The 26772-nt window shown below is 62.5% G+C and carries 19 protein-coding genes and 1 pseudogene; 8 read left to right on the forward strand and 12 right to left on the reverse strand.

What is annotated here, in order from left to right; all coding sequences use genetic code 11:
• Positions 1–126: 126 nt before the first annotated feature.
• Positions 127–1608 (forward strand): peptide MFS transporter, encoded by a 1482-nt coding sequence (locus BV034_RS27555; RefSeq protein WP_050030172.1) that lies wholly within the window; start codon positions 127–129, stop codon positions 1606–1608.
• A 36-nt stretch (positions 1609–1644) separates the two neighbouring features.
• The gene (locus BV034_RS27560; protein ID WP_050030173.1) at positions 1645–2892 is read left to right on the forward strand and encodes an FAD-dependent oxidoreductase; all 1248 of its coding nucleotides are present in this window, start codon (positions 1645–1647) and stop codon (positions 2890–2892) included.
• 539 nt (positions 2893–3431) lie between these two features.
• Here BV034_RS27560 and BV034_RS27565 read toward each other — a convergent pair.
• From BV034_RS27565 to BV034_RS27585, 5 genes are all read right to left on the reverse strand, one after another.
• The gene (locus BV034_RS27565; RefSeq protein WP_050030174.1) at positions 3432–3845 is read right to left on the reverse strand and encodes an SMI1/KNR4 family protein; all 414 of its coding nucleotides are present in this window, start codon (positions 3843–3845) and stop codon (positions 3432–3434) included.
• Positions 3846–4392: 547 nt separating this feature from the next.
• Positions 4393–5175, reverse strand: coding sequence for an amidohydrolase family protein (locus BV034_RS27570; protein ID WP_050030175.1), 783 nt, complete (start codon positions 5173–5175; stop codon positions 4393–4395).
• Between the two features lie 4 nt (positions 5176–5179).
• Positions 5180–6391 (reverse strand): hypothetical protein, encoded by a 1212-nt coding sequence (locus tag BV034_RS27575; protein ID WP_050030176.1) that lies wholly within the window; start codon positions 6389–6391, stop codon positions 5180–5182.
• Positions 6388–7518, reverse strand: coding sequence for a glycosyltransferase (locus BV034_RS27580; RefSeq protein WP_081888156.1), 1131 nt, complete (start codon positions 7516–7518; stop codon positions 6388–6390). Before BV034_RS27580 ends, BV034_RS27575 begins: the two co-directional genes overlap by 4 nt.
• Positions 7515–8651 carry a DegT/DnrJ/EryC1/StrS family aminotransferase gene (locus BV034_RS27585; protein ID WP_050030178.1) on the reverse strand — a complete coding sequence of 379 codons (1137 nt, stop codon included), beginning with the start codon at positions 8649–8651 and terminating at the stop codon, positions 7515–7517. The genes BV034_RS27580 and BV034_RS27585 overlap by 4 nt, the downstream gene beginning before the upstream one ends.
• Positions 8652–8810: 159 nt before the next feature.
• Here BV034_RS27585 and BV034_RS27590 point away from each other — a divergent pair, with 159 nt between their 5' ends.
• Entirely contained in the window at positions 8811–9593 is a 783-nt protein-coding gene (locus BV034_RS27590; protein WP_050030179.1) for an AraC family transcriptional regulator, read from the forward strand.
• 359 nt (positions 9594–9952) lie between these two features.
• Here the strand turns inward: BV034_RS27590 and BV034_RS27595 are convergent, their stop codons facing one another.
• From BV034_RS27595 to BV034_RS27615, 5 genes are all read right to left on the reverse strand, one after another.
• Entirely contained in the window at positions 9953–11236 is a 1284-nt protein-coding gene (locus BV034_RS27595; RefSeq protein ID WP_050030180.1) for a PQQ-binding-like beta-propeller repeat protein, read from the reverse strand.
• Between the two features lie 93 nt (positions 11237–11329).
• Entirely contained in the window at positions 11330–12580 is a 1251-nt protein-coding gene (locus BV034_RS27600) for a PQQ-binding-like beta-propeller repeat protein (protein ID WP_050030181.1), read from the reverse strand.
• 231 nt (positions 12581–12811) lie between these two features.
• A complete protein-coding gene (pgsA, locus tag BV034_RS27605) occupies positions 12812–13417 on the reverse strand; it encodes a CDP-diacylglycerol--glycerol-3-phosphate 3-phosphatidyltransferase (protein ID WP_050030182.1) in 606 nt (201 codons plus the stop codon).
• A gap of 144 nt (positions 13418–13561) precedes the next feature.
• Positions 13562–13915, reverse strand: a complete 354-nt coding sequence (locus BV034_RS27610; RefSeq protein ID WP_050030183.1) for a hypothetical protein — start codon at positions 13913–13915, stop codon at positions 13562–13564.
• A 187-nt stretch (positions 13916–14102) separates the two neighbouring features.
• Positions 14103–14492 (reverse strand): molybdenum cofactor biosynthesis protein MoaE, encoded by a 390-nt coding sequence (locus BV034_RS27615; RefSeq protein WP_050030184.1) that lies wholly within the window; start codon positions 14490–14492, stop codon positions 14103–14105.
• A gap of 230 nt (positions 14493–14722) precedes the next feature.
• Here BV034_RS27615 and gnd point away from each other — a divergent pair, with 230 nt between their 5' ends.
• Both gnd and BV034_RS27625 read left to right on the forward strand, forming a co-directional pair.
• Complete coding sequence (gnd, locus tag BV034_RS27620; RefSeq protein WP_050030185.1) at positions 14723–16162, forward strand: decarboxylating NADP(+)-dependent phosphogluconate dehydrogenase; 1440 nt, start codon at positions 14723–14725, stop codon at positions 16160–16162.
• An 823-nt stretch (positions 16163–16985) separates the two neighbouring features.
• Positions 16986–19274: a hypothetical protein gene (locus BV034_RS27625; RefSeq protein WP_050030186.1), complete on the forward strand. Its 2289-nt coding sequence runs from the start codon at positions 16986–16988 to the stop codon at positions 19272–19274.
• 225 nt (positions 19275–19499) lie between these two features.
• Here the strand turns inward: BV034_RS27625 and BV034_RS27630 are convergent, their stop codons facing one another.
• Both BV034_RS27630 and BV034_RS27635 read right to left on the reverse strand, forming a co-directional pair.
• Positions 19500–20822, reverse strand: coding sequence for a DUF1552 domain-containing protein (locus tag BV034_RS27630; RefSeq protein ID WP_050030187.1), 1323 nt, complete (start codon positions 20820–20822; stop codon positions 19500–19502).
• Positions 20823–20840: 18 nt separating this feature from the next.
• Positions 20841–23420 (reverse strand): DUF1588 domain-containing protein, encoded by a 2580-nt coding sequence (locus BV034_RS27635; protein ID WP_050030191.1) that lies wholly within the window; start codon positions 23418–23420, stop codon positions 20841–20843.
• Between the two features lie 456 nt (positions 23421–23876).
• Here BV034_RS27635 and BV034_RS27640 point away from each other — a divergent pair, with 456 nt between their 5' ends.
• The 3 genes and pseudogenes from BV034_RS27640 to BV034_RS35235 form a co-directional block, all read left to right on the forward strand.
• The gene (locus BV034_RS27640; RefSeq protein WP_265593544.1) at positions 23877–24377 is read left to right on the forward strand and encodes a hypothetical protein; all 501 of its coding nucleotides are present in this window, start codon (positions 23877–23879) and stop codon (positions 24375–24377) included.
• Between the two features lie 52 nt (positions 24378–24429).
• Positions 24430–26439, forward strand: coding sequence for a S8/S53 family peptidase (locus BV034_RS27645; protein WP_050030189.1), 2010 nt, complete (start codon positions 24430–24432; stop codon positions 26437–26439).
• 17 nt (positions 26440–26456) lie between these two features.
• A pseudogene (locus BV034_RS35235) lies at positions 26457–26720 on the forward strand (M4 family metallopeptidase); the annotation flags it as partial.
• Between the last annotated feature and the right edge of the window lie 52 nt (positions 26721–26772).

Genomic DNA, 26772 nt, shown 5'->3' on the forward strand with positions numbered 1-26772 from the left:
GCTGCGGGAATCTTCAACATCCAAGCATCCGGAAGCTGAATCTCATCCCCTTTAGGACTCTGGTTCCAACACCTTGCCCACTGACAACTGCCCACTGCCCACTGGCACCCAAAGGCCGCCGCTCCCATGACATCCAACCCACCCACCGGCTCCGCTTCGCTCCGCCACCCCCGCGGCATCTACACGCTCTTCTTCACGGAGATGTGGGAGCGGATGAGCTACTACGGGATGCGGGCGCTGCTGATCCTGTATATGACCGCCCTGCCGGTGGAGGGCGGCATGGGGCTGCCGGACAAGGCGGCGGCGGCCATCTATGGGCTCTATGTCTGCGGGGTCTATCTGGTGGCTCTGCCGGGTGGCTGGCTGGCGGATCGTCTGATGTCCCCTCGAAAGGCCGTCCTGTATGGTGGCATCATCATTGCGGCAGGCCACCTCTGTCTGGCTGTTCCCGGAAACCAGACGTTCTTCGCCGGGCTGCTGCTGGTGGTGATGGGCACCGCGCTGCTGAAGCCGTGCGCCAGCTCCCTGGTGGGCCAGCTCTATCCTGAAGGCGGTGCACGACGGGATGCGGGCTTCACTCTTTTCTACATGGGGGTGAATGTGGGTGGTTTCCTAGGTCCCATGATCTGTGGCTGGCTGGGGGAGAAGTGGGACTGGCATTGGGGCTTTGCTGCCGCGGGCGTGGGCATGATTGCCGGGGTCATCCAGTATGTGCTCACCCAGCATCACATGGGGGATGCCGGAGTGCGCCCTGCCCATCCCAGTTCCACCCCCAGACGTCACTGGATGGCGGTGGCGATCGCCCTCGGGGTCGTGATGCTCGTGGCAGGGCTGGCGTTGGCAGGGGTGCTGCCCATTGATCCCGTCCGCGTGGCCACATACACCAGCCTGGTGCTGGGCGGCATGGCCGTGGCATGGTTTGCCTGGGCTTTTGCCTTTGCCGGACTGACCGGCGACGAGAAGAAGCGGCTGGGCGTGCTGGCCATTCTCTTTGTGGCCTCCGCTCTGTTCTGGTCGGGGTTTGAGCAGGCAGGTTCTTCCATGAACCTTTTTGCAGAGCGGTTCACGGACCGGCACATGTTCGGCACGGAGATCCCCACCGGCTGGTTCCAGTCCATCAACCCCGTTTTTGTCATTCTCTTTGCCCCGGCGTTTTCCTGGCTGTGGCTGGCGCTGGCGCGGCGCGGATGGTTCCCCTCCGTGGCCACCAAGTTCGCCTCCGGCCTGCTGCTGCTGGGCTTGGGCTTTGTGGTGCTGCAGTTCGCGGCGCAGATCGCTCTGGCCCAGGGGAAGGTGCTGCCGGTCTGGCTGCTGGGCACCTACCTCCTGCTCACCTGGGGGGAGCTGGCGCTCAGCCCCGTGGGTCTCAGTTACGTCACCAAGCTCGCCCCGGCGCGGCTCACCACCCAGTGCATGGGCATCTGGTTCCTCGCCACGGCCATGGGCAATCTCCTGGCCGGCCTGCTGGCGGGTGCGGCGACGGATCACGAGTCTCCCGATGCCATGCCCCGTGTCTTCCTCCAGGTGGCCATCACCTCCGGCCTCGGCGCAGTGATCCTGATGCTGCTGGCCCGCCCGTTCCGGAAGTGGACCGCAGGGGTCAGTTAGCTCGTTCTTTCCTCTTCCCTCTTCCCTCTCCCTCCCATGTCCCGGCACATTGTCATCATCGGCGGCGGCGTCATCGGTCTGAGCAGCGCGCTGGCCTGCCTGAAGCGCGGCCACCGGGTCACGGTTGTAGAGGGCGATCCCGCACGACGCGGTGCCTCACTGGGAAATGCGGGCATGGTGGTGCCGAGCCACTTTGTGCCCCTGGCCGCCCCCGGCATGGTGGCGATGGGTCTGAAGTGGATGCTGAGCCCGGAGTCGCCGTTTTACATCAAACCGCGGCTGGACTGGGACCTGATCGCCTGGGGAATAAAGTTCTGGCGGGCCAGCACCCAGAGACATGTGGAGCAGAGCGCCCCGCTGCTGCGGGACCTGAGCCTGGCCAGTCGTGGACTGTATGCGGAGCTGGCGGAGAAAGAAGACTTTGGCCTGGTGAAGAAGGGCCTCCTGATGCTCTGCAAAACGCAGCATGGCCTGGACGAGGAAGCTCACACGGCGGAGAAGGCCCGCGCCCTGGGCCTCCCGGCGGAGGTGCTGGATGCCACGGCCACGGCGGCGCTGGACCCGGCGGTGACTATGGACATCGCGGGCAGCGTGTATTTCCCGCAGGACTGCCACCTCCAGCCAGATCGGTATGTGGCGACGGTGCTGCGACTGATCCGGGCCGCGGGTGGGAGCGTGCTGGATGAGGTGCAGGCCACGGGGTTCAGGAAATCATCAGACGGTCGCCTCGCCACGGCCCTCACCTCCACCGGCGACGAGATCGCGGGGGACGAGTTCGTGCTGGCCGGGGGCGCGTGGTCCCCGGGACTCGTGCGCGACCTGGGTCTGCGCCTCTCCATGCAGGCGGGCAAGGGCTACAGCCTCACCCTGCCCGACCCCGTGGAACTGCCGCGGATCTGCGCCATCTTCACCGAGGCCCGTGTGGCCGTGACCCCCATGGGCAGCACCTTGCGCATCGGCGGCACCATGGAGATCGCTGGCATGAATGAAACGGTGAACCAGCGCCGCATCGAGGGCATCCTGAAGGCCGTGCCCCAATATTACCCCAAGTTCCGGCGCGAACACTTCAACGAGGTGCAACCCTGGTACGGCTACCGCCCCTGCCCGCCCGACGGCCTGCCTTATCTCGGCCGCACCCGGGCGGCGGACAATCTCGTCATCGCCACCGGTCACGGCATGATGGGGCTCAGCCTCGCTCCCGTTACCGGGGACATCGTGGGACGCCTCGTGGACCGGGAGCCCGCGGGGTTTGATCGGTTCGAGATGTTGTCTCCTGACCGGTAGTCGGTGATGGGTGTTTGGGTGTGGGAGAGCGGTCAGGGAGTCGGGGGTGGTTGGCTGTTGGTGGCTCCGGAGCGCAGTGCGTCAGTGGGCAGTGCGTCAGTACGTCAGTACGTCAGAAGGGGGACGCTTGGCCGGTATGGGTGTGGCGTGCCGAAGTGACACCGGCGTCTCGTCGGTGCGTGGTGCGGGCGTCCCGCCCGGTCAGGGGATTGCAGCGGATCTGGGTGAGTGAGCGAATGCACCTCAAGCGGCAACACGCTGACTGCCGTTCTCGGCAAGATGCCGAGAACAGCACGCAGGAACCTGCCCCTGACTCACAAGGTCATCACCGACTCTTTCTCCCGCTACGACCAACTCGCCCTGGCCAATGTCGCAACGTAGAAGAGACATCACGGCTCTTGGGATTGCTACATGCGGGGGCGGGTACAAGAACCGGGACGGTTCTTCCACATTCTCTGAGTTGCTCGTGCTAAGGTCTCGCAACAGGTGGGGAAGCAGGATCAGCTCGAGAACCCAACAAGCGTACACGTGTTGATCATTCAATCTGAGGTACAGGCTTCCAGCAAAGTATCCACACTCCTGGTCATAGGATGGATTTCTCCGAAATCGGCATCCCACAGCAGCACTGCACCGGTGCGAAGATCAAGAAGCAGATAGGAGCCGCTTCCTTCCAGACAAATAGGCAGAAGATAAGACTCAAGTTCAGCAGGGAATGTGGACGATTCCTTCAACAGATTGGACTCTGTGTCAGCGAGGGGAAAAAAGTACTGAACATAAACCGAGAGTCCACGCTCTGCATCCCGCCAGATACAATGCTCGGCAGGCGGCATGCCTCCGTTGCTTCGCTTCAAAAACTCGCGATAACTTGGAGGCAACGGCAGGCCAATCGCCCTTTCGAATGCGGCAATTTCGTCCGGGGATGGCGGGGGATTGGAGCCTTGCAATGTGATCATAAAAAACAATCCAATAGCTACGTCTGCGGATGCTGTCAGCAACTCGATGAGACAAAGTCAGTTTATCCTCCCATCAACCGGATCGCCCCCGCAAGGCCCTCGCTTCCAGACGACAGTGATCTGAATTTCGCTTTTCTGCGCGCATCACCCCATGTTTTTTCACCCCATGCCCGCCGCCCCCACCCCACCCAACTTCCTGGCCGCTCTGGCAAGTGCGGGGGCAACGCAGAAGGCCGAAGCGGTTTGGCTTCATGACGTTTGGGGGATGGATGGCGGGCCAGGGCTCCGGTCACCCCTCGGCGGTTGTGCTTGAAGCACAAACCGCCGCTCCCTGGTCTGGGGCGCGCAGAACCCAATGAACAAGCTTCGCCGTCCTGCATGCGGCCCCAACCCCTTTGTTCCGCCAACAGGGTTGGAGTACCGACTTTAGTCGGCTCAGTTCATCCGAATTCGATCACTCATTTACCTCGAACCTAAATCACTGACAAAACACCAAACCCAACCGGCAAGATGCCGGTAACACCCACAGGCGGGACGCCTGTGCCACCTACCCTACCCCCAAGAACCGCGCCAGGTTCCCATGCGCGATGTTCACGCGTTTCTCCAGGGGCAGGCCCTCCGCAAAGCGCTCATAGAGTTCCCTGAGCTGCGCATGGGAAAACTGCGGCCAGTCGGTCCCCAAACACAAGCGCTGGTCAAAGTGGCGGAAGAGATACTGGACATCCGCCTCCAGTGAACTGCCGGGGTACTTGGCAATGGTGTGGGAAAGGTCCAGCAGCAACCGGTCATTGAACCGCACCAGTTGCATGTACCGCAACAAGTCCGCATCGCCGCCGTGAAGCAGGATCACGCGGGCCGTGGGCGCAGCCTTCAACTGCCGGACCAGCGTCAACAGCGGATCGGCCTCCTGCCACTCATTGATCGTGGTATGCAGGAAGGTGCACCAGAAGACCACCAACCCCAACTGCCCGGCAATCTCCATGGTCTCCCCAATCAAGGGGTCCGCGATGTCCAGCTTTGAAAAACGCGGGTGCAGCTTGATGCCCCGGTATCCCAATTCCCGCAGGCGCAAAAGGTCGGCACGCAATGTCTGCCGATGCTGCGGCTTGAAACCCGCCACGGGAACCAGGCGCGGATAAGGCTGGCAGGCCGCGGCAAAGGCTTCTGGATCATATCCGTCCATGCCCCACATGCCCACGGCGCAGGCAAAGGCGTAGTCGTGCTCTTCCAGCGCGGCATCAAGCGCTGCAAACGAGGCTCCGGCGGGCTTCCCCATCCAGGTGCCATCCAGAGTCGCATGCGCCAGGGAGTCTGCGAGGAGTTCACTCATTGGCTCAGGGAGGGGGATCCAGTTCAATCTGGCACAAGGCGGGCATTTGCGCCATCAGCCGAAGCATTGACTCGCGGGTGGGAAACTGAAGCAGCAGCATGCCCAGCGCATCGCCTGAGGTGGCAAAGGCGCGCACGGGCGCACCCGGTAAGACATAATGAATCAATTCCTGGACATACGGGTCCAGTTCTTGCGCCAGCTTCACTCCCCTCAAGATGCCGGCCTGGCGGGCATGCACCACCCATGTCGCATGGAAACGCTGCTCCCCACCTTCACCCCGCCCAGGCACCGGCAACTCTAACCCCGGGTCCACCGCGGACCGGACCGCGGCCATGGTCAGATCCACGCCTGTCTGCTGCTGGATCTGGTGAGGGATGAAGTTGCCTCCGTTGCGCGGGCCGATCTCAAACACAAACGGACGGCCGTCCTCAAGGAAACAACCGTCAAAGTTGAAGGGTCCACAGGTGTAGCCGCACGACTGCATCAGAGCTTCAAGATGTTGCCTCATGCGTTCCAGCGACGCCCCGTCGCGTCCGCAGGGAAACGTCTCCTGGATGGCCGCCCCGTTTTCCGGAGCAGGCAGGGTGTCGTTGTCAAAGCAGTGCAGAAACTTCAAACGGCCCTGTTCCACCCACCCATCGCCCCCGAACTGGCCACCCGCTGGCACCACCCGCTCCTCCACCACCACGCGCCCCTCCCGGGAGGCGGCGGCTGCCCGTTCGAAGGCGGGGCGAAAGTGAGCGGGATGAACCGTCACCCCGCGACCTCCGCTGCTGTCCACCGGCTTCACCACGACCCCTGACGGGAAACCACCCGCCCAAGCCGCCGCGAGTTCCACCTCCTCCGGCCGGTAGCACCGCCACGCAAGCGATTGCAAACCGGCCGACTGCGTGCGCTGCCGAAAGGCGTCCTTGAAGGACAAGGTCTCGACGGCCTCCAGAGGAGAGCCCGGCAGGCCAAGTCGCGCCGCCACCCGTGCGGCCGTGCGGGCGCACACCTCCGAGGCAAAGCCGAGCACCCCATCGACGCGGAGTTCCTCCGCCAGCCGGGTGATGGCATCGGGATCGGCCGCGCTGACATCAAAGCTCCGGTACGCCAGCCGGTGGCCTGGGTTCGAGGGAACATTGTCAGCGGTGAAGACCTCCATCCCCTCCCGCAAGGCGGCCTCGACGGCGGGCACCTGGTGACGGGCGGCTCCCAGCAGGAGAATCTTCATGGCCGCCCCTCCTTGTTCGTTGACTCCTCATTCCGGTGCGGACCCATCCACCGCCCCAGCAGCCGGCCCGCCCAGGATTCGCGCCACCTGGCCAGCTCCGCCTCCAGCCGCACGCGTTTCTCCCGCCCCTTGTCCCGCGAGCGTCGCAGGGCCGCATTGCCCGCCTGCAACCGGGCGCGCTCCAACATCTCGATCGCATCACTGCCCCGCAGCAGGGCATTGGCCCGCAGCACGAGCGCCTCCCTTGCCGCATCATCATGACGCGTGAAGTCCGCCTCCACTGCGGTGAGCAGGGCGAAGAGACGGTGAGCCGGCCGGCCCGTTGTCATCGCGCGCTCGGCGAGGTCCAGCCTCCCCGCGGCATCCGGAGGCAGGCCCATGGCCAACAGCCCCTCGGGTTCGATGAAATGCCTAAGCACCGCCAGCTCCTCCATCACCTTTTCCGCCTCCTTTTCCGGGCCGGGGGCGGAGAGGTTGCCATTATCCGTCCGCAGTCGGAATCCCGTCACCTTGTCGGGCAGGATGTGGACCTCCGCCTTCAGGCAGTAGCGCACCCAGTACTCGAAGTCCGGCAGATGGCGGAAGGTGTCCCGCGGCGGATCCACGAGGATGGCCTCCGCCCGGCGGAACATGGAGGTGGGCATGCAGAAGCAGTTCCCGTGTGCGAAGAACCGCTGCAACCACGCCTCGCGGGGACGATTCTCCCTGGCAAACAGACCGTCAAAAAGGGGCGGCGGTGCCATGGGCTGGCTCTGGTCATCGATGAACTCCGGCTGGCCGAGCACGCTGCCCACCTCCGGATGCGCCTGTAGAAAGGCCGCCTGTAGCGCCAGCCTGCCTGGCAGGCAGACATCGTCAGAGCCCAGCCGGGCCACGTAGTCCCCGGTGGCGGCCGCCAGGGCATGCCGGGCCGCAGAGGATGCCCCGAGGTTCTGGCGATGCACGAGGAGCTTCAGCCGAGGATCGCGAATGCCCTGCAGAATTGAAACCGAGCGGTCCGTGGACGCGTCATCACAGACGATGACCTCCACCTCCACGCCGGTCTGGTCCAGTACACTCTGGACGCTCTCTGCCACGAAGGCCTCGTGATTGTAACTCGGGATGATGACGGAGACGCGCAACATCATCGGTCAGCTTGGGCGGTGGCGATGATCTGGCAGACCTGTTCCGCCCCTGCGCTGCCGAGGCCTCCGTACAGCGGCAAGGAAATAACCTCCTCCGCGATGCGGACGGCCTGGGGCGTGGCCCCTGGTTCCGCCCCCGGCAGATGGGAGTAGCACGGGAGGCGGCTGCACAACGGATAGAAATACCGCCGGGCCAGCACGCCCTGATCCCGGAGCCGCTGCAAGAGCGCATCCCGGCTGCAGCCAAACTCCGGCGTGATGCGGACGACAAAGTAGGTGAGCGCCGGCTCCACCTCTGACGGTTCAGAGGGAAGCTCCACACCGCGCAGCCCGGCCAGATGCTCCCGGTAGGCCGCAACCACCTGCTGCCGCTGCCGCCTTTCTTCCTCGAGCTGCTCCAGGTTGCAGATGCCGAGTGCGGCATGGATTTCCGAGAGCATGGCGTTGGCCCCGGGCATGGTGACATCCCCCTCCTCCAGCATGCCCCAGCGCCTCAGCCGCCGCAGGTCATCCTCCAAGGTGGCATCCTTGTACACCAGACAGCCGCCCTCGCCGGTGGTCAGGAGCTTGGTGGCGTTGAAGCTGAACATCTGCACATCCCCGTAGTCTGCGAGGTTTTTTCCTCGCACCCGGACTCCGAATGCATGCGCGCCGTCATAGATCACCTTCAGCCCGCGGCGGCAGGCGATCTCCTCAATGGCCTCGACATCGCAGGGGTTCCCAAAGACATGCACCGCCAGAATGGCCGAGGCCCGCGGGGTGATGGCCGCCTCAATGGCCGCAGGATCCAGATTGTAGGTGACGGGATCCACATCCGCGAAGACGGGCGTCAGACGGTTGAGCGCGAGACAGTGCGTGGTGCCGGGAAACGTGAAAGGCGTGGTCACCACCTCCCCCTCCAGCTTCAGCGCCGCGATCCCCGCCAGGAGGGCTGCCCCACCGTTGCAAAAGGTCAAACAATGGGAGGTGCCCAGCCGGTCGCGAAGGGCGGATTCAAAGGCCTGCACTTTCGGCCCTGCGTTGGTCAGGCGGTGGCTGTCCCAGATGTCCTGCAGCTCCGTCACAAAACGCTCCAAAGGAGGCAGCATGCTGACCGTGACGGGGAATCCGGCGGAAGGTGGGACGGAGGTGGCCATGCAGATCCTGAAAAGTCTTCCTCGGGAGAATGAACGCAGTTTGCGCGGGTCCGCCCCCGCGACAAAGCCGAAAGTTTGAAATTTTGGGAGGATGCCTCTCCCGGTGCGAAGATCTCTCATCCCACTTGTCCACGACAGGCCCACCGCTACCATACGGCCATGCCCACCGATTCCGTCCCGCCCCCCTTTCTGGCCACGCTGGCTGGCGTGGGCGCCGTGGATCAGGCGGTGGCGCTGCCACTGGAGCGTCTCTTTGACGACCTGCCCAACCTCGTCTTCTTCATCAAAGATCCCCAAGGGCGGTATCGATGTGTGAACCGCACGCTGGTGGAGAGGTGCGGGTTCGCGCACAAGGCGGCTCTGCTGGGCCGTCGCCCGGGCGAGCTCTTCCCCTCCGCCCTGGCCACCCGGTATGAGAAACAGGACGAGCGCGTGGTGCAGACGGGCAAGCCGCTGCTGGACCAGCTGGAGCTGCACCTGTACCCGAGCGGCCGGCGTGGCTGGTGCCTGACCAACAAGTACCCCCTGACCGATCATAAGACCGGGCAGCCCGCCGGCATCATGGGAGTCTCCCGCGATGTGGAAACCCATGCCAAAGGCGAAGCGGCCCGTGGGTTCCCGGAGCTGGCCGCGGTGCTGGACCATGTGCAGGCGCATCTGGCCAATCCACCCACCGTGGAGGAACTGGCCGGATTCAGCGGGCTCACGCCTCACCACTTCGGCCAGATGGTGGAGCGGTTGTTTCATATCACTCCACGCCAGCTCATCATGAAGATCCGCCTGGATGAAGCGCTGCACCTGCTGGCGCAGACGGATGACAGCCTCACGGACATCGCCATTGCCACGGGCTTTTGTGATCAGAGCGCGTTCACCCGGCATTTCCGCAGGATGACGGGACTCCCGCCGGGGGCGTTCAGGGCGAGGAAGGTGGTGGGTGGTTAGGGCTTGGGGCGGCGCGAGTCGTCGTCGGTTCCGTAGAATGTCGGGGGTGAGGGAGAATGGGTCCGGCTTTCCCACCCGAGATGCCGTGGCTCGGGGTACCCAGGGTGGCGGCTCGTCCCTCGTCTGGGCTGGAATAGACATTCCCTTCAGGAATGAGCTTCGGGCGCCCCCCCACACTGTCAGGAGTCACGCATCTGTTTGTGATGTGCAGTCGTGCTGGGCAGTGCGTCCTGAGCAAACTAAAGTTTGTACTACGAACAGTTTCCAGCATCCGCAAGGTGATGGACGTCTTCGTCTAGTTTGATCGCCCAACACCTTGACCACTGACGCACTGCCAACTGACGCACTGGCTCACGGGCTCACCGGCCTATACACCAAAGATTCTTGTAGCCACGAATAAACAACTCCCCGTCTGACACGGCGATGGAGGCGATGACGCGCTCGCCGAGGGAGTTCGTGGAAACCAGCTCAAACTTGGGGGCGGCCTTGAAGATGAAGCAGTCGCCGCCCTGGTTCACGGCGTAGAGGAGATCGCCGCTGCGGACGAGAGAGGACCAGTTTTGCCCGCTGGGACCGGGGCCTTTGAGGCGCTCGCTCCAGACCATCTCACCGGTCTTGATGTCCCGGCACTCAGCGATGCCGCCATCGCTGAGGATGTAGTGACGCCCCTCGTACAGGACGCCGCTGCCGATGCGCTGGCTGACCTTGGGCAGATGCCAGAGGCGGTGGGTGGCGGAGACATCCCCGCTGCCGCCCGCCTTCACGGCCAGGGCCATGCCGTTGAACCCGCCCATGCCCACGACGATGCCATCGGCCTCGGAGTAGAGGGGTGAATTGTACACCAGCGGGTTCAGCCCCGCACAGGTCCAGAGCTCCTTGCCCGTCATGGGATCGAACGCGCAGGCGCGCCCCGGGTAGGTCATGATAAGCTCGTAGTGGCTGCCGACCTTCCGCAGCAGCGGATCACTCCAGGAGCCGATCCATTTTTTGTTCCCCTCCTCGCCCGAGGCACCGCCGGGTTCCTTGTGCTCCCAGAGGGTCTTGCCGGTCTTCTTGTCCACGCAGAGGAGCGCGGTGTTTTCGCCCGGGCCGATGTTGAAGAACACCCGGTCCCCCGCCAGCACGGGTGAGGAGGCATTGCCCCAGATGTGATGTTGTTTCCCGAGATCCGTACGGTGCCAGAGCTCCTTCCCGGCGAAGTCATAGGCATACAGCCCGGCGGAGCCAAAGGAGACCACGATCCGCTCGCCATCCGTGACGGGCGAGGCGGAGCAGTAGGGATTGGTGGCGTGGGTGGCCTCGGGTTCGTTGAAAGTCACGCCCTCCTGCCAGAGCACCTTGCCCGTCTTGCGATCCAGGCAAAGGAGTTCGCGGCGACCACCCGGCCCTGACTGGGTGAGGAAGACCTTGTCCCCCCAGACCACGGGGGTGGAGTTGCCCCGGTCCGGGAGGGGCACCTTCCACTTCACATTGGCGGAGGTGGCGCTCCAGGTGATGGGCAGCCCGGTCTCCTCCGTGACGCCATCCCCGGCGGGCCCCCGCCAGGAGGGCCAGTTGGCACCGTGAACCTGAACCAGCGGGAGCGAAGAACCCGCCAGCACAAGGCTGGCGGTCAGAGAGCGGAGGAAGCGCGGTGTTTTCATGGTTCGAGAGGTCACAAAAGGTTCAGGCCCTCCACAAAACCGCCCGCGCCCTCCCCCGCTCACTTGTCATGCTTATCCCTTGGCCCTCTTCCCTTATCCCTTCACATCATAGCAATGGATCAGCTCCTGATCGCGCAGGTAGAGCTTGCCACCGCTGACGACGGGATGGGTCCAGATCTTGCCCTTGGGGTTGCGCTGGGAGGTCTGGGGTCCGAGCTGGAAGCGGCCTTTCTCATTCCACCCGTTCGGGGAGGCTTCGATGAGCACCACGTTGCCGGAGTTTTCCTCCAGGAGGTAGAGCATGCCATCTGCGCAATGGATGGCACCTTTGCCCAGCTTGCCGCGCTCGGCCCACTGGACCTCGCCGGTCTTGAAGTTCTGGCAGGTCCAGCCACCTTTGTCGGAGTGGCCGTAGAGGTAGTCGCCCACCAGGATGACGCCGCCGTGGTGGTTCACCATGTTGGTGTTCTCATACAGGAACTCGGGCTCGCCACTGCCGAGCTTCACGGACTTGCAACCGACGCCATAGCCGGCGGCCACATAGACCTGCCCTGCATCGTAGATTGGCGTAGGAATCACGGCCGTCTTCCCGGGGAAGGCGACCTTCCAGAGCAGCGAGCCGTCCTTGGCGCTGATGCCAGCAAAGTTCTGCATGGTGAGCTGCACATACTGGCGCACGCCGTTGAACTCGATCGGCACGAGGGAGGCGTACTGGGCGCCGTCCGTCCACTCCGCGGACTGCCAGACCTGCTTGCCGGTCAGCTTGTCGAGGGCGAGCACGGCCCCCTTGTTCCCACCGGGGGTGACGACCACCTGATTGCCATCCACCAGCGGGCTTTCGCAATAACCCCAGCCGGGCACCTTGCCACCGGCATCGGTCAGGCTGGCCTTCCAGATCACCTTGCCGTCCTTGGCACTGACACAAGCGAGATCGCCCTTGCCGCCCAGGGCATAGACGCGATCACCGTCCACAGTGGGCGAGCTGCGCGGGCCATCGCCCCAGCCGTTGGTCAAAAGCGGGCCGACGCTGACGGTCCATTTCTCCTTCCCGGTGGCGGCATCCACGGCGATGAGATGTTCCTCGAACTCCTTGGCCCCCAAGGTGTAGAGCGTGCCTCCCACAACGGCGAACCCGGAGTAGCCAAGCCCGGCCCCTTCAAAGGTCCAGACCCGCTTCGGCCCCTCGGCAGGCCAGGATTTCAGCAGGCCGGTTTCTTTGGAAATGTCCTTCCGGTCGGCACCGCGGAAGGTCGGCCAGTCATTGGCCTGGGCGTTGGGTTGGAAGGAGGCGAGCATGCCCGCAAAGGCACACAGCGTGAAGGCGGTGGAGGAGAAGGTTTTCATGGCAGGCAATGGGGTAAAACGCCGTCGCGTTTTCAAAGCTTGCCAGAAACGACCGCCCTTCTGAAAGATTTTTCACTTTCACAAAAATATATGCGCGACGGCGCATGCTTCTTTAAACTTCAAAATTCAAATGCCAAACTTCAACGTGAGCTACCAGAGGTGCGACGCGTAGGAGCGGCGAATTCCGACTCCCCATTGAAGTTTGATGTTTGAATTTTGAAGTTTTGCCTTTCACGCATCTCCAAACAGCCGCCGGTTCTTCCAGAAGTAGCTGAAGCCCGACACGATGGTGAGGCCAGCCATCATGATGATGCAGATGAGGCCGAAGACGGCGGGGGAAAACGGGACCCAGGAGAAGGCCGGGGCCAGCCAGCGGAACATGGGCTCTGCCGTGGCGGCGTAGAGGAGGAAGTAGCAGACGGTGATGATCTGCCAGACCATCTTGTGCTTGCCCAGCTTCTCCGCCGCGAGGACGACTCCGGCATTGGAGGCGATCTGGCGGATGCCGGTGACGAAGAACTCGCGAGCGAGGATGGCGATCACGATCCAGACCTCCAGGGCGATCTTGCCATTGGGCAGCGGCACCTCGGGAGTGGCCAGCATGATGAGCGCGGCCGTCATGAGGATCTTGTCCGCCAGCGGATCCATGAGCTTGCCGAAGTTCGTCACCAGATTCCGGCTGCGGGCGAGGTGGCCATCGAGGTAGTCCGTGATCGATGCGAGGGCAAAGACCAGCAGGGCGATGGAAATACGGTTGCCCAGCGGCAGATGGAACAGCACCACAAACACCGCCGTAAGGATGAGGCGAAGGACGGTGAGCTGGTTGGGGAGGTTCATGGAGTCGATGATACTGGCAGGCGCGGCGGATGGGGGCCGGAGAGGACGCGGCTTGTTAGCCGCGGTGACATCCCTGTGTCAAACCACGATTCGGTGAGAGAAGATATTTCCCAAGATACGCCCGGTGAGCGCCTTGTGAGGGCGTCAAGCCGCCCGCAACGCCACAAATCCAAACTCCCTGCACACCGCGGTGGCGGTCTCGAACGAAAGCACGGAGTCCACCTTGGCAAAGATCTTCATGCCCAGCAGGGCGATGACCACATCATACGGAGCCACTTGCAGCACGAGCGCCAGGGAGTCCACCGTCGGAGGATCTGGTAGCACGACGGCCTTCTGCGGCAACAGGGCTGCGCCAGTGGGAGACAGGAGAGGGCCGAGCACCTCCTGGGCCGTGTACACCTCGGTCAAGTCCTTGCACCCGTCTGGCAGGAGGATGAAGCGCGGCGTATCCCCGCCCGGTGGGTACAGGTGGATCTCGTCTGCGTCGTCAGCACTCATGGAGCTCTGCGGACCGTTCCGCCCGCACCTCTGAAGGCCTTACTTTAGCTCAAACCGGGCCGGGAGAGGAGGGTAAAAAAACTTCAAATCTCAAAATTCAAACTTCAACCTTCAATGCCCTGAGGTCTGGGGTCGTGAGCCGAACTTTGTGTTGAGGCTTGAGATTTGAAGTTTGAAGTTTGAAGCTTTACACCGGCTTCTTCCAGATCGGCACCGTGGTCTTGATCTCCTTGAGGTACCAGCGGCAGATGTCGAAAGCCTCCGCGCTGTGCTTGGTCCACACGCGGATGAGGATGCTGGGCTCCCGATCGGCCACGAAGCCCAGGCGGTGCTGGATGAAGACGCGGTGGGGCGGCTGCTCGGCTTGACCGCGCTGGCAGAGGCGCTCCAGCTCCTTTTCCGCCATGGGGCGGTACACGCTGTAGTCGATGCCAGAGATCGGACGCCCCTCCTCCTGGCCACGGACGGTGCCGAGGAACTGCACCTCCGCCCCCTCCTCTGCCGCAAAGACGGCCGGGGCGGGCAGGATGGGATCGGCAATCAACTGGTACTCAAACGGTGACGGCAGGGCGGACATGGACACGTGACCATTCCGACACCCCGGCGAAACATCAAGTTCAAGTGCCCTCACCCCGCTCCCGTGGGGGTCACGGCAACCGGGGACAAATCCCGTCTTCTCCCCGGGGTGGCTCATGGTCCCCATGAATAATTTCCCGTTTGCGATTTGCCTCAGGGAGGTTAACTCCCTCCCCGCCCAATTCCGGGCGTCGGGCGTCTCAACACACCGCCAACCACCTACACCCTACCATGTCAAAAAGCGATTTCGGACTCATCGGCCTTGCCGTGATGGGCCAGAACCTTGTCCTGAATGTGGAAAGCCGCGGCTTCCAGGTTTCTGTTTTCAACCGTACCGGCTCCGTCACCGACGAGTTCATCGCCAAGCATCCGGGCAAGAAACTGGTGGGCGCGAAGACTCTGGAAGAGTTCGTGCAGAGCCTGGCCACTCCCCGGAAGATCCAGATCATGGTGAAGTCCACCGCGGTGAAGGACAGCGACCGTGACGCTGTGGACGCGGTGATCGAGCAGCTCATCCCCCTCCTGGACAAGGGCGACATCGTCATCGACGGCGGCAACAGCTTCTACCAGACCACCGAGCGCCGCGACGCTTACCTCAGCGAAAAAGGCCTCCGCTTCATCGGCGCCGGCGTTTCCGGCGGTGAAGAAGGCGCCCGCAAAGGCCCCTCCATCATGCCCGGCGGCCCTGCCAGCACCTGGGAGGTGATGAAGCCCATCTTTGAAAGCATCTCCGCCAAGGTGGACGGTGAGCCCTGCGTCATCCACATCGGCCCCGGCGGCGCCGGCCACTATGTGAAGATGATCCACAACGGCATCGAGTACGGCGACATGCAGCTCATCTGCGAAGCCTACAACATCTTCAAGCACGCTGGTTTCACGACCGCAGAGATCGCTGCAATCTTCAACGAGTGGAACGAAGGCGACCTCCAGAGCTACCTCATCCAGATCACCGGCAAGGCCCTCGAGCAGGTGGACGCCGAGACCGGCAAGTCCGTCGTCGAGCTCATCGTGGACAAGGCCGGCCAGAAAGGCACCGGCCAGTGGACGCTCCTCAACGCCGCGGAAAACGCGGTGGTGATCAGCACCATCAACGCCGCTGTGGAGGCCCGCATCCTCTCCAGCCAGAAGAAGCAGCGTGTGGCAGCCAGCAAAGAGCTGACCGGCCCGACTGCCAACATCACGACCGACAAGGCTGAGCTGGTGAAGAAGGTGCACGACGCCCTCTACGCCTCCAAAATCATCTCCTACGCACAGGGTCTGGACCTCATCAAGACCATGGGCGAGAAGAAGAGCTGGGGCCTCGACCTCGGCCGCATCGCCGCCATCTGGCGGGGTGGTTGCATCATCCGTGCTCGTTTCCTCAACCGCATCACGGACGCCTACCGCACCAACGCCAGCCTGGTGAACCTGATGCTCGACCCGTTCTTCAAGGGCGTGCTCAGCGAGACCCAGCAAAACTGGCGCGAAGTGGTGTCCCTCGCCACCCTGAACGGCATCCCCGCTCCGGCCTTCTCCGCCTCTCTGGGCTACTACGACAGCTACCGCGCCGAGCGTCTGCCGGCGAACCTGCTCCAGGCCCAGCGTGACTTCTTCGGTGCTCACACCTATGAGCGCCTGGACAAGCCCGAAGGCGAGTTCTTCCACACCGAGTGGCCTGAGGTGATTGGGTGATTTGGGTGGCAGGCAATGCCTGACTGATTGATTGTTAATTGAGAGCGGGAGATGGCGTTGGCCGTCTCCCGCTTTTTTGTTGGGGGAGCGGAAGGATTTGGAACCGCTAACGGACGCTCACAGACGCTTACTTCAGCTGCGGATAAGGAGAAACAAACGAACCACTCATGGACACTGATATGACACTAATGGAAGGCGGAAGGGTGTTCGGGGGGATTGTGCAAACTTCAGATTGGCGTAGTCGATCAGCGGTAGCGAGGCCTGCGCAGACTGAAGGTTCGGCTTATGACTGGAGTCAAAGGGCTGATGGCATTGCCGTTTCCTTCAACCCCAAGAATATCACGGCACGCCGTTCTGGAGGCCAGGAAACATAAAACCGCGGAGCGCGATTGCGTCATTGCATCGAACCCGGAGGGTTCCATGTCGGCATCATTATCTTCAACAGACAGCTTGGTGCTGCCATCCCTGAATGTAGGCTGCACTCTCTACGGATCCCAACCTCTGCATCACTTCCTGTAAGAGCATGCGAGCATCTCAACCCTTTGTGCCTTTGTGAGGATAAAGGCTTCTTGCTCCGGCGAACCGGGCCGATTGCCAATCGGCGGCACAGCAGATTAACAATCTGCGCTACCATGCTGCCACGCGTTTCGTGCCATTTGGTTTCCGTCCCGGAGGGACGCTGGACTTTAGCCGGTGGTGACAACCACCGGATTTCGACGCCCCCTCACCTCGCGTCCCGGAGGGACGCCGGATCGCGGCGACTCCTCTCCTCCTCCCATTTGCCGCTTGCCAGAAACTCTCCCGATCCGCATGATTCCATGCCATGATCGACGGAATTCATCCTGCCGTGCGCTGCTGGTTTTTTGCCATCGTGGCCATGTCGTTCTGGCCGGGCGTGCCCACCCGCAGCCCTGCGGAAACGTCCAACACCTTTGACTCCCTCCGCATCGACGGGGTGGCGTTCTCGACCAAGGACGAAATGGTGGTCGAAGGTTTCATCGTCAATACCAGCCCCTACCGCAGCTCCGCCAAGGTGGCGATGAGCGCTGTGCGTATCAACGGCAGGGGCAACTCCGATGAACTTTGCTTTCACCTCATCGGCAGCCCGGATGAAGGCGAGAGCAAGAAGCTCAAGAAGGGGGACTGGATCTCGGTCAAGGGGCACTGGGGGCGATGCCTCAAGGCGGGCCCACTGCTGAACATCGGCTTCAATGTCACGGAGTTTCAACGCATTCCCGCGGTCCCGCAGCGGTTCAAAGACTTTTCGGACCGGGATTGCGAAATGACCGGCACCGCGGTGGCGGGTGGCAAGCTCAAGTGCCAGGAGGAACAGGCAGCCATCGACGGGCTCTCTCAATGGCCACCCGACCTGCTCAACAAGGAGGTGGTCGTCCGGGGACGGTTGCACCCCACCGGCACCGGATGGCAGTGGCAAAACGCCCAGTGGCATGCCGCCTCGCTCGCTGAGAGGATCGGCCAGGAGGTGGTGCTCACCGGGGGCCTGCGAAGCATGAACGGCGTCTGGTGGTTCCAATGCAAGGGGGATGAAGAGCGCATCTGCCTCACCTCGGCAGAGGGCCGTGTGCTCACGTTCAACTCAGACCACCATGGCGGGAGTGCCCGGGTCACGGGTCGGCTCGTCCGCCAGTTGCGACCCGCTCTGGATCAAATCACCACCAAGGTGGACCGCGACCTCGTGCCCCAGTACACCGTGCTTGGTGCGAGGGTAGAACAGCTCGACCCCGAGGGTGGCGGATGGAGCAGCCACTGGATCTCCGGCAAGCCTGTTCCCATGCGTGATGGTCTGCCTGTGCTGGAGGCCGTACGCGCGGTCTTCAACGGCTATCTGGGAGGCGAGACCAGGGCCATGCTGATGCGCGCTCACAACGATGATGTGATCGAATTTCTGCAACGGGATGGCTCCGCGAAGAGGACGGCCTTCCTGGCTGCGCAGATGGAGGCGCCCGGGATCGATCCCACGCTCAAGCTGCTCTATGCAAGCCTGCTGGCCGCACGCAACGATGAACGGGGACGACAGGTGCTCAGACAGGCCGTCGCGGATCCCGCCTATCCCCTTTTCCCTGATGCGGTGTACTGCCTGTTCACCTTCCCCTTCCCGCCTGTGACGGACAAGTCCGCGAAGCCGGACGTGGCCTGGGCAGAGGATATCTTCCTGAATCTGATGAGCCAGGACCAGAAGAAGCTGGTCAGTGGCTGGGCCCTTTCCAGCGATCCCGCCGAGGAGCGCCTCTTGACCCCGGCATCGGCGGTTTTGTTTTATTCCCCCGCGCTGCGCTGGCTGCCCATCATGCCCTCGGCACGGCTTCGCCAGGCCTTGGTGAAGTTCTCCATGACGCCCTTGGATACGGAAAGTGCGAATTTCGATGGGGCGAACTCCCAGTCCACCGTCATTGAGGCTCTGTGCAAAGATCCTTCTCCTCTCGCCCCCGCAGTGTTTCAAGACTGGGCCAACCTCCTCAGACGGGAGGAATGGTATGTCTTGATACCGCTGGTTTCCCGGCTTCTTCAGGAAGGCGACACCGAGAGCATTTTGGATCTGGGGAAGCCCGGCATTGAAGCTCTGTCCAGCATTGGTTGGGCAAGAGATGATCTGACGGTGACCCAGTTGAAGAGCCTCGAACGGCTGCTGCCCGATCTGTTGCCCGAAGCCGAGCAGACGCTGCGGCCGCAGCTCATCCGGCGCGGACCAGAGCCTGCTGCGGAGCTGCTTCGCCTGCTGGCCGATCCTAAGTGGGAGAAGAAGTCGGGCATCCTGTTCGCACTCCGGGGCACGAAGGATCCGCGGATCATCAAGCCGCTGCTCGATTTCCTGGCCACGGTGAAGGACGGGGCGCTGCCACAAGAAGATGATCTGGCGACATGCGGTGCGCTCAAGCACAGCTTCGCGGCCATTGCCTCCGTCGGCAATGAAGAGGCCCTGCGGGCTCTGGCAAGTCTGCTGCGCATGGATTTCGGCCGCGTCGAAAACAACTATATGAACAACGACGGATTGCACCGCCTCATCGCCGCGGAGCTGATCAACCTGACGGGCGAGTCCTTTGGCACCGATGCAGAGGCGTGGATGAAGTGGATCGAGTCGCGGCCAAAGTGAGGGTGGAACTGGGGGAGGTGGCAGCGGAAATCTATTTCGGGGGAAGCTTCTGAGGACTCTGTCGGCAGGAATCTGTTCGTAGTTCAAACTTCAGTTTGCCTCAGGGTGTCTTCCGCGAACTGAGCAATCCCGCATGCGGGATTGAACTACGAACCACTACCAAACCACCCTTGCCTCGAACCCGGAGGGTTCATAAGACAACTCGCAATACCATAACCCATAACCCTACACCATCTCCAGCCCCTTCATCGTCCCCGTGCTGCTCGCAAACGACCCTTCCTCCAGCCCCATGCGTTGCAGCATGGAAACGAACAGATTGGGCAGCGGGTAGTTGTTGTCCCGGTCGTACACGAGATGCTGGCCGTGTTTGAAGCCGCCGCCGGCAAAGAGCACGGGCAGGTTCGTCGTCACGTGGGTGCTGGCGTTGCCCAGGTTGCTCCCGTAAAGGATCATGGACTGGTCGAGCAGGTTGGCTCCCTGTTCCCCCGTTCCTTTGAGCCGCGTGAACAAGGCACTGAGATGACGCATGTGCTCACGATCGATCGCTTCCAGCTGCACAAGCTTCTTCTCAGACTTCCCGTGGTGGGAGAGGCTGTGATAGCCGTCTGTGATGTGAGTCCCCTCAATGTCGAGGGTCGGTGAGTTCACGCTGTCCAGCATGAGGGTGATGAGGCGGGTGCTGTCTGTCTCAAACGCCAGGGCCGCCATGTCATACATGAGCCGCACCTTTTCCATGTACTCTGCCGGACTGTCAGGATCCACCGGCTGCTTTTCCTTCACCACAGGCTTGGGTTTCTTCTCCCATTCCCGGGACTTCTCCAGCCGCTTCTCCAGATCGCGCACTCCCGTGAAGTACTGGTCAAGACGCTCCCGATCATGAGCGCCCAGATCCCGCTGCAGGCTCTTGGCCTGACCCGCCACTGCATCCATGATGCTCTGGCCCAGAGACAGCTTTCTTTCCTGTTCACGCACCTCTTTGGGAGAACCCTTTAGAAACAGCCTGCGGTACACATCGGCAGCATGCTCCTCGCAAGGGATCAGCACTCCGGTTCCCGTCCACGAAAGGCTTCGCACACCCTGGGAGACATTGACCCCCAGCGTCAGAGATGGAAATCGCGTGAGGTGGCCCAGACGCTCTGCCGCATACTGATCCACCGAGATGGTGTTGCGAAATCCACCGCTTCCTGGATGCGGGGCGGCAGTGAGGAAACAATTGTCTGCCGGGTGGCCGCCGTCCACATCGGGGTGCGACACGCCGTTGAAGACGGTGAAGTCATTCTGGTGCGCCTTGAGTTCTTCCAGATAAGGCGAGAGCGTGTATCCCGCTCCGGTGGAGTTCAAAGCGGGGAAGAACTTCTCCGGCAGCAGCCCCAGGTTGTTGCAGATGCCCAGCATGCGCCGGGGTGGCGTGGCAATGGCCGCCGCCGCCCGTGAAAACGCGGGCACCATGGCATCCAGCAGCGGCAGGGCCAGCCCCACTCCGGAGGTACGGAGGAACTGGCGACGGGACACGCTGCGCTGGGTGGAGACAAAGACAGAGGGTTTCATGATCTTCTCGCGAAAGGGTTACTTGGACTGGAAGAGGTCTGTGCCCACCAGGGCGTGAATGAGGGAGCGCAACCGGTAGCCGTCAGCGGCAGTGCCTTGCAAGATCTGTTCCACCACGGCGCGGTCACCAAACCTCACCGGGGCACCGGTGCTATAAGTGATGAGCTGGGAGGTCAGATTGCGGGCGATCTGGGTCTCATCTTTCACCAGCAGATCCTTCAGTCCGCGGATGTCCTTGAAGGCTCCGCCGCCATTGGGCAACTCCCCGCTGGCATCCACATTTTGTGCGGCGTGAAAGGCAAAACGCTGGCCGTTTTTCCCATAACCGGGAGGCGACGTTCCCTCTCCCATGGCACGATACTGTTCACGCCACCCACCCATGACGTCGAAGTTCTCCAGGGCAAACCCTGCCGGGTCGATCTTCGTATGACAGAGCGCACAGGACTGCTGAGCGCGATGCTTCTCGAGTTGCTCACGGATCGTGTGAGCTCCGCGTGTGTCAGGCTCAATCGCCGGAACGCTGGGCGGCGGCGGCGGTGGCACCTTGCCCACGATGCGCTCCATGATCCACACTCCGCGAACGACGGGGGAGGTGGTGGTGCCGTTGGCAGTGACGGAGAGAACGCTCGCCTGGGTCATCAATCCACCGCGCACGCTTCCCTTGGGCAACGCCACTTTGCGCACGGCTACGCCCTGCACAGGTGGCAGGCCATAGTGCTGGGCGAGGCGCTCATTCAGCATGGCAAAATCAGAGTCGATCACGGTCCTGGCCGGCAGATTGCTCTTCAGCATTTCGGCAAAGAACAGCTGCGTCTCCAGCATGGCGGACTCAATGAGCAGGTCATCCAGGTAGTAGTCTGGATAGAGTTCCGCATCTGGCGAAGTGGCCCCCATCTTGCGCAAATCCAGCCAGTAGTTGAGGAACGCATCCACGAACTGCCGGGACTTGGGATTGTTCAACAGGCGGTCGGTCTGCTGATGCAGCACCTTGGGGTCACTGAGATCTGCCTTGAGGAGCGCCTCATCCGGAGCTGAGTTCCAGAGGAAATAAGCCAGCCGTGAGGCCAGCGCACTCTGGTCCAGCTTCCCGGGCTTTTCCTCCAGGCAGAAGAACTTGGGGGAGCACAAGACGGCCGTGTACCCGGCAAGCATCGCATTGGCAAAATCGAGACCTTCGCCCCGGGCTTTTTGAATGATCCCCAGGAAGATTTTCACGTCCTCCTCGTCGCAGGGCTGACGGTAGGCGCGATCGAGGAAACGACGCAGCAGGCGCTCCGCATCCTGTGGATCTTTTGACTCCACCGTAATGGGAGACTTCGCGTCCTTCCGTGTCGCGGGCAGGTTTTCAAAGAGCACCTTGTGTCCGGCATCCGGCCAGCTTTGCAGCAGCGGCCCCTCCACCTCCATCCACTTGAAGGCCACACCCGGTTGCCCGTCCTTTTCCGCCAGCGGATTTCGGGGTGCCGGGGGGCGTGAGCGGAAGAGCCGCACGGCATCCCAGCGGATGGTTTCGCCCTTGAGGAGATAGGTGTCGATCTCCCGCACCGTGGGCTCCACCCCGACATCAAAGCTGCCCAGCAGCCTCAGCAATCGGGGAGGTGTCTCGCTGTAGATCGTAACTGGCTCAGAACGGCGGCCCTTGGAAACAACATCCAGATTCGGCTGCCACCAGGCTTTCTCAGCCCCCGGCCCCACCCACACCGCATACGCATTGAACCGCAGCTTGTACCGGCCGGAACGGGGTGCCTTGAACGTGTTGAACCGCAGCTCGATTGGCTCATAACTGCTCGCCACCACACCAATGGCCTCCTGATCCCGAATAGCAGCGTCTTTCTCACCCGCCGTGGCGGGCGCTTTGCCAGCCCGCACTTCCGGTTGCGCCGTGTATCCCAGAATGGGGAACGTGGCCCGCACCGGGCTGCGATTGAACTCGCTAAAGAACATCTTCTTCACCATCGAAGGCTCTGAGCGGGCGTAGTAGCGCACTGGCTTGGACGACGGACGTGATTGCTGATCCGCCATCACCTCGCGCAGCGCATAGTCGGCCGCGGTCAGGTAGCGGGCCATCTGCACATGAGAGACATCCAGCGCGTCCCCCACCTTGTTGAAACGGTTCGCCTCACCGTCCTCCGGCAGCTTGTCTTTGATCTGCAACCAGGGAGCCTTAAGCAGATCCCGTACGGTGTTTTCGTATTCGTACCGGTTCATCCGGCGCACCGTGGCCCGCCCGTCGGTCACAGCACGTTGAGAGTCAGACTCGATCAGCTTCGAGCCGAGTTGCCCCAGGAACCCCTTCAGTGCCGCCTCGTCCGGCTGGGCCTTCCCCTTCGGCGGCATTTCCCCGGCCTCCACACGGTCAAAGACCTTCACCCAGCGGGCATAGGCCTTCGGGTTCTTGAGATCGAAGGCAAGCGCGGTGAGGTCCAGGCTTCCCTTCTTGGTTTCCGCGTCGTGACAGTCCGTGCAGCGGTTTTCAATCATAGCCTGGACGGCGTTCGGTGGCGGCACCGCCACGGCGGAGGCAGCCAGCGTACAGGACGCCGGAGCAGCAAGGAGAAGGGCGGAAAGGGGCAGCGCAGGGAGCAAGAAACGGGGCATGGGCACAGAAACAGTCAGCCAGAGGGTAACGTCGGCACCATGGCCAATCTGGCAGGTAAAAGACGGGGGAGGAGCGAAAGCGGGCCGGGAGCCGGGGCCTCCGACGAACAGCTTCCGCATCCCCCGCACGGGGTTTGAATCAGAGGGCTGGCCCTATGCCCCGAACCAGGGGTTCATGAGTCAACATAAACCTTCAACCTAAAACAACATTGCATGTGATAAAATATTCTCCAAATACCTCTTGCCCTCACACGGTTGATCCACGTAGCTTCATACTCCATCATGGAAAAACTATGTAGATTCCCCTGTCCGAATTTCCCCTCCCTGCGAGCTCTACTGGTCGGAGTCATCGTTCAATCATCTGTGCTGCCTCTCCCCGCCGAGGAGCTGCCGATTGTCCGCCAGAAACAGGCCTCGCTAGGTGCCCCTTTTGAGGTGCCAAGCACGGCCCCGTGGGTGGACACCGGCATCCAGCTCAAGGAGGGCAGGACCTACCGGATCTCAGCCCAAGAGTCCCCGGATTACAGGGACTCCGTTTTTTCATGCACTGCCGATGGCTCCAAGGGCGTGCTGGGGCGGTTCTTTGACTGGGGAGTAAGATCACCCGGCCGGTTGAACCCGTTTCGCTATCTGAGCCCGGGTAAGACCAAGCATCTCCGGGTACTGTGCGATGGAAGCGTCCCCTGTCGGCGTGCCAGCTTTCTCACCTTGATTGCCACCGCGGGAATGGATGACTCACAGCCGAACGCTTTAGTCATCGGAAAGGGCCGCGAATTTAAGGCCCCCAGCAGCAAGGTTCTCTACCTGTTCTGCAACGATTGGCCCGGCGGGGTCTACACCGAGGGGGAAAACCGTTTCCGCAATCCCCGCCGGAAAGGAAAAAAGGCCCTACCAACCTATGGCAACAACCACGGCCATCTGATCGTCACCGTAACGGAGCTTCCCCGATCCCGCTGAACCAGCCTTCTCCCACCACTTCCCGACCCAAAACTTCTCCCTCTCACGTACCATGTCCTCCCTTGCAGACCGCATTTTCGGCCCCGTCCGCTTAATCCTAAAGCAGCCTTTGCTCAACATCCCGGCCAACACTCTCAGTGATCCGGCCAATCGCGCCGAAGTCCTCCGCCAGGCGGATCTAGAGCTCGTCAATGAGTTCCCCGCGGCGCGCGCCATTCCGCGTCCTTTGCGGCTGCGGGTCATCGGCGAGGTGCTGGATACGGTGATCGGCGCGCCCGCCCCCGCGCCCGCCGGAGTGGCGGTAGATCCCCTCGCTCCGCTAGGGCTCACAGAAACGGAGCTGGCCACGCTCGAGAACTTTGCCCCTGGCAATTCGGTAACCAGTCTTCTCGCGGACGGCGAGACGAGTGATCCGATCGCCATGGATGTCGCTGTGACCCAAGTCCTAGGCGCAGGCTGGAAGGCAACGCCCACCGAGCCAGGGGGCCTCACCTTCCGCATCGAGCACCCCAGCGAAATCCTTTCCCTCCCACAGGCCTGGGAGTTGGCCCACAAGCTCGAAGACCACGCCGCCGTCAGCTTGGCGGAGCCGACAGTCAACTGGGTGCCCGCCCCGGTGGAGATTGGTGGGGCGATGCCGGATGCCGTCGCCGTGTCCAGCTTCGGCGGAAAGAAGCACTTGTCCTGCTCTTCACCCCCCACCTGGAGCACCGACACTAATGCTCTAAACGTGCCGGCGGCCTGGGCCCTCAGCACCGCAGGCAAAGAGAAGGGAACTGGAGTCAAAGTCGGTCACTTGGACACCGGCCTGACGGACCACAAAGACCTACCACTGAGTGATCCCCGGATTCTTCTCAAAGATGGGGCCAATGTCTACGATCCCAAGCACAAGGTGGTGGGCAATCGTCCGCTGGACCCCATGGACTCGGGCATCGATGACTTCCTGCGCACGCAGTTCAAGGCCAATGATGGTCACGGCACCGGCACGCTCTCCATCCTTCTTTGCCGAAGCGGAACGGTGCGAGGCACGGCTCCCAATGTCAGCGTGGTGCCGTTCCGCATCAGTCCCACGGTGGTGAACTTCAACCCCGACCGGATCACGGAAGGCCTGCGTCGCGCCATCGCAGCGGGTTGCGACGTCATCACCATGAGCATGGGCTGCCCCGAACCGCGCACCCAAGACATGCGTCGCCTCATTCAGCGCGCCGTCAATGATGGCGTCATCTTTTGCACAGCCGCAGGTAATATAATCGGCTCCAACAATATCACCCCCATTGTCGTGTGGCCCGCTGCTTATGATGAGGTGATCGCCGTAGCGGGTTCAAATTGCATGAAGCAGCTTTGGAGCGGTTCTTCCCGGGGTCCTGAGGTAAATATCACAGCCCCCGGCGAAAGCGTTTGGCGATTGGTAGCCAAGGGCTCATCTGGGCCGGAATCAGGCACCTCCTATGCGGCCCCAGCCACCGCCGGCATCGCCGCCTGCTGGCTGGCGCATCACGGCGGCCGCGCCGCCATTGCAGCCCACTATGGCGGCCAGGCCAAGTACGTGCCGCTCGCCTTCGCCCATTTACTCCGGACCGTCGCGTTCAACCGCCCGGATCGCTGGAATGTGCGGCTCGGGGGATCCGGCATTCTCGATGCCGAGAAGCTTCTCAAAGCCAACCTGCCCGCAAAGTCCGCTCTCACCGGCTGGACGGTCAAAGAACACACGCTTTCCAGCAAGGCTATCGCCGCCCTCTTCAAGGGCTTGGGGTGGATATTCAGAGGCGGCCCCGCCGGAGTCACCCCGGCCGCCGCGCCAGCGGCCGCACCAGCCGACTCTCCTGAAAGCCTAGCCGCGCGTTATGGGAGCGAACTGTCCGCCCTGCTCTTCGACCGCCCAGCGCTACTTCAGCAGTTGATCGACGCCGGCCTCCTGGATCAGGACACAGAAACCGGCGAACCGGCCATCGCGGCTGCCTCAGCCGAAGGCGTAGTGCCCGATCTCACCCAGGCCACCGCCGCCGTGGAGGTACTGCGCAAGAGCGCCTCCCCCAGCCTCGCGCAGGCCCTGTCACGCTGACCTGCCCCGACGCTCCTGAGCTGGCACATGGCGTCACCGAGACGACGGCCAACCTGATCTACCACGGTCAGAGCGGCGCCCTCAACGAGTCCTTCAGCGACATCTTTGGCATCTTCATCAAGAACTGGTACCCGGGCGAACCCAATCCCCTCAGCGGCTGGACCTGGACGCTGGGCGACGGATGGCGCGGTGCCGGCACGGTCCTGCGTGATTGCATCGACCCCACGCTCGGAGGCGCCGTGCTGGGGGCCCGAACGGGCCCGGCCAGCCGGCGCAAATGAGCGACTATGTGACGACGCTCGATGACAATGGAGGTGTGCACATCAACAGCGG

It is taken from the genome of Verrucomicrobium sp. BvORR034 (genome assembly GCF_000739635.1).
Classification (GTDB): domain Bacteria; phylum Verrucomicrobiota; class Verrucomicrobiia; order Verrucomicrobiales; family Verrucomicrobiaceae; genus Verrucomicrobium.

Excerpts from the sequence above, each read along its gene's own strand:
- BV034_RS27555 (WP_050030172.1), top strand. The coding sequence starts at position 127 with ATGACATCCAACCCACCCACCGGCTCCGCTTCGCTCCGCCACCCCCGC.
- BV034_RS27560 (WP_050030173.1), top strand. The coding sequence starts at position 1,645 with ATGTCCCGGCACATTGTCATCATCGGCGGCGGCGTCATCGGTCTGAGC.
- BV034_RS27565 (WP_050030174.1), bottom strand. The coding sequence starts at position 3,845 with ATGATCACATTGCAAGGCTCCAATCCCCCGCCATCCCCGGACGAAATT.
- BV034_RS27570 (WP_050030175.1), bottom strand. The coding sequence starts at position 5,175 with ATGAGTGAACTCCTCGCAGACTCCCTGGCGCATGCGACTCTGGATGGC.
- BV034_RS27575 (WP_050030176.1), bottom strand. The coding sequence starts at position 6,391 with ATGAAGATTCTCCTGCTGGGAGCCGCCCGTCACCAGGTGCCCGCCGTC.
- BV034_RS27580 (WP_081888156.1), bottom strand. The coding sequence starts at position 7,518 with ATGATGTTGCGCGTCTCCGTCATCATCCCGAGTTACAATCACGAGGCC.
- BV034_RS27585 (WP_050030178.1), bottom strand. The coding sequence starts at position 8,651 with ATGGCCACCTCCGTCCCACCTTCCGCCGGATTCCCCGTCACGGTCAGC.
- BV034_RS27590 (WP_050030179.1), top strand. The coding sequence starts at position 8,811 with ATGCCCACCGATTCCGTCCCGCCCCCCTTTCTGGCCACGCTGGCTGGC.
- BV034_RS27595 (WP_050030180.1), bottom strand. The coding sequence starts at position 11,236 with ATGAAAACACCGCGCTTCCTCCGCTCTCTGACCGCCAGCCTTGTGCTG.
- BV034_RS27600 (WP_050030181.1), bottom strand. The coding sequence starts at position 12,580 with ATGAAAACCTTCTCCTCCACCGCCTTCACGCTGTGTGCCTTTGCGGGC.
- pgsA (WP_050030182.1), bottom strand. The coding sequence starts at position 13,417 with ATGAACCTCCCCAACCAGCTCACCGTCCTTCGCCTCATCCTTACGGCG.
- BV034_RS27610 (WP_050030183.1), bottom strand. The coding sequence starts at position 13,915 with ATGAGTGCTGACGACGCAGACGAGATCCACCTGTACCCACCGGGCGGG.
- BV034_RS27615 (WP_050030184.1), bottom strand. The coding sequence starts at position 14,492 with ATGTCCGCCCTGCCGTCACCGTTTGAGTACCAGTTGATTGCCGATCCC.
- gnd (WP_050030185.1), top strand. The coding sequence starts at position 14,723 with ATGTCAAAAAGCGATTTCGGACTCATCGGCCTTGCCGTGATGGGCCAG.
- BV034_RS27625 (WP_050030186.1), top strand. The coding sequence starts at position 16,986 with ATGATCGACGGAATTCATCCTGCCGTGCGCTGCTGGTTTTTTGCCATC.
- BV034_RS27630 (WP_050030187.1), bottom strand. The coding sequence starts at position 20,822 with ATGAAACCCTCTGTCTTTGTCTCCACCCAGCGCAGCGTGTCCCGTCGC.
- BV034_RS27635 (WP_050030191.1), bottom strand. The coding sequence starts at position 23,420 with ATGCCCCGTTTCTTGCTCCCTGCGCTGCCCCTTTCCGCCCTTCTCCTT.
- BV034_RS27645 (WP_050030189.1), top strand. The coding sequence starts at position 24,430 with ATGTCCTCCCTTGCAGACCGCATTTTCGGCCCCGTCCGCTTAATCCTA.